The organism is Burkholderia sp. Ac-20344 (genome assembly GCF_017104975.1).
Lineage (GTDB): Bacteria > Pseudomonadota > Gammaproteobacteria > Burkholderiales > Burkholderiaceae > Burkholderia.
In genome coordinates this window covers 1-2,645 of the sequence record NZ_JAAGPP010000320.1, presented here as the reverse complement: position 1 = coordinate 2,645, position 2,645 = coordinate 1, and the positions used below count along the sequence as shown (strand labels likewise).

General features: G+C 71.9%; 2 protein-coding genes and 1 pseudogene. All 3 read right to left on the bottom strand.

Annotation, left to right across the window (positions count from 1 at the left end; translation table 11 throughout):
- A partial coding sequence (locus tag G3N64_RS38780; protein WP_205788852.1) for a cytochrome c occupies positions 1-710 on the bottom strand: 710 nt, incomplete at its 3' end.
- Positions 711-760: 50 nt separating this feature from the next.
- Positions 761-1,576, bottom strand: a complete 816-nt coding sequence (locus G3N64_RS38775) for an ABC transporter ATP-binding protein (RefSeq protein WP_205788851.1) — start codon at positions 1,574-1,576, stop codon at positions 761-763.
- Positions 1,570-2,523, bottom strand: a pseudogene (locus G3N64_RS38770) (ABC transporter permease subunit); the annotation flags it as partial. The gene G3N64_RS38775 and the pseudogene G3N64_RS38770, both read right to left, overlap by 7 nt.
- Between the last annotated feature and the right edge of the window lie 122 nt (positions 2,524-2,645).

Here is a 2,645-nt window from a genome sequence, read left to right as displayed (position 1 = left end):
AGCGGGACGGGCACGGGCCACGCGCCGTCCGCCTGCGCGCCGCTGCCCGCGGCGAGCGCTTTCAGGTAGTCGAGCACGGCCCAGGTGTCCTGGGGGCCGAGCGTCGCGGCGAAGCCGGGCATCGTCGCCGCGCCGCGTTCGTCGCGCGTGCCATGGCGCACGCGCCAGAATAGTTCGCCGTCGAGACGACGCGCGAGCAGCGCGCCGGCGAAGGTCGGCGGCCAGTGCGAGAGCGTGGCCGCGAGCGGCCCTTCGCCGCGTCCATCCACACCGTGGCACGCCGCGCAGTGTTGCGCATACAGGTGCGCGCCGCGCATCACGTTCGATACCGAAAACGGCGCGGGATCGCGCTGGAAACTCGTCGGCACGGCGGGCGCGAGCCACAGCGAAGACGGCGGCCACGGTGCGAACCACGCCACGGCCAGCGCGGCGAGCGCCGACGCGCCCCGCCACTTGCGCGACCCGAGCGCGATGCCCGCGAGCACGACGGCCAGCGCCGTCGCCGCGGCGGCGAACGCGAGTTGCCGCGTGAGTCCCGCGTCGATGCGCAGCGTTTCGAGCGCGATGCGATGGGTCCACGGCCAGGCGGCTTGACCATCGGCGTCGCCCGTCAGCCCGAGCGCATGCAGCACGCGCGCCAGCGCGATTTGCGCGCGATACAGCCCTTGCAGAAACAGGAGCGCCCAGTCGGCGAACGTGGGCGCGTTCATCGGCACCATCCCCGCCGCGCGGCGGACCATCGTCGAACGGCACCGCGCATCTACCAGCTCGCATCGAGCCCGAGATGCCGCAGCGCGTCGTGACGCAGTTCGGCGAGGCGCGGGTCGCCGCGATGGCGCGGGTAGGGCAGATCGACGTGCAATTCGGCGACGATCCGCGCGGGACGCGGCCCGAACACGATCACGCGTTGCGCGAGGAACAGCGCTTCCTCGACATCGTGCGTGACGAGCAGCGCGGAGAAACCGTCGCGCTGCCACAGTGCGGTGAGCTCGGCCTGCATCGTGAGCCGCGTCAGCGAATCGAGCTTACCGAGCGGCTCGTCGAGAATCAGCAGGCGCGGATCGTTGACGAGCGCGCGGGCCAGGGCGACCCGCTGCGCCATCCCGCCGGACAGCTGATGCGGGAACACGTTCGAGAACGCCTGCAGCCCGACGCGCGCGAGCGCATCGTCGACGCGATGCTGCGACGTACGTGCCGCGCCACGCGCCTCGAGGCCGAGCGCGACGTTCGCGCGCACGCGCCGCCACGGGTACAGCGTCGGGTCCTGAAACACGACGATGCGCGACGGATCGGGTTGCCCGATCGGCACGCCGTCCTGCGCGATCGTGCCTTGCCGCGCGGCGTCGAGGCCCGCCACGAGGCGCAGCAGCGTCGACTTCCCGCAGCCGCTCGGGCCGAGCAGCGCGACGAATTCGCCGGCCGCGACCGACAGCGTGACGTCGTCGAGCACCGGCAGCGCACCGCCGGGGCCGTCGAACGCATGGCTCACGCGGCGGATGTCGATGCGCGCGCCGCGCGGTGCCGTGGCGGCAGGCGTAGCGGCAACGGACGATTCGAGTACGGCGGCGCTCACCATTTGACGGTTCCTTTCTGCCAGGCGAGCACGCGGTCGCGTACCGCGAACAGCAGCGCGATCAGCCCGGAAAACAGCAGCGCCATCACGATCAGCGCCGCATACATGTTCACGTACGATGCCCAGCCCTGCGCCCAGCTCAGGTACCAGCCGAGCCCAGATTTGACACCCATCATCTCGGCGACGACCAGCACCGTGAACGACGCGCTCAGCCCCATGAAGATGCCGACGAACACGTGCGGCAGCGCGGCCGGAATCGCGACGTGCAGCACGAGGAAGCGCGCGTTCGCACCGAGCGTGCGCGCGACGTCGTAATACTGCTTGTTGACGCTCGCGACGCCCGACCACGTGAGCACGGCAACCGGGAAGCCGGTCGCGAGCGCGATCAGGAACGCGGCGGCCGAATAGCTCGACGGGAAGAAGTAGAACGTGAGCGGCAGCAGCGCGGTGGCCGGCACGGGGCCGAGCACGCGCAGCACCGGATGCACCCAGTAGCCGATCCGGCGCGACCAGCCGATCGAGACGCCGACCGCGAAACCGACCGCGACGCCGTACGCAAAACCGAGCGCGAGCAGCTTCAGCGTGTTGCCGGCGCTGCCGAGAAGGCGCGGCCAGTCGTCGACGTAGACCTCGATCAGCGCCTGCGGCGGCGCGAAGAACGGCGTCGGCAGCCAGCCGGTTTTCGCGGTGAGGAGTTCCCACGCGGCGAGCACGAGCGGCAGCGCGACGAGCCACGGGCCGGCCGGGCGCACGCGCGCGAGCCGCGTGCGCGTCGCGGGGACGAGATGGCCGAGCGTCGCGGCGACGAGCAGCAGTGCGGCGATCGTCCATGCGGCCGTGCCGAACGTGTCCGTATACGCCCAGTCGGTGAAGCCGACGACGCGGTTCGGCCACAGCTGCGTGAGGGCGCCGAGCGCGGCCCATGCGAGCGCGGCGGCGATGCCGGTCGGGCCTTACCCGCGGGGCGGCCGTGCGCGACGTGTCGCTCGAGGTGCGCGCGGGCGAGATCTTCGGCATCTCGGGGCTGATCGGTGCGGGGCGTACCGAGCTGCTGCGGCTGATCTACGGTGCG

Excerpts from the sequence above, each read along its gene's own strand:
- G3N64_RS38775 (WP_205788851.1), bottom strand. The coding sequence starts at position 1,576 with ATGGTGAGCGCCGCCGTACTCGAATCGTCCGTTGCCGCTACGCCTGCC.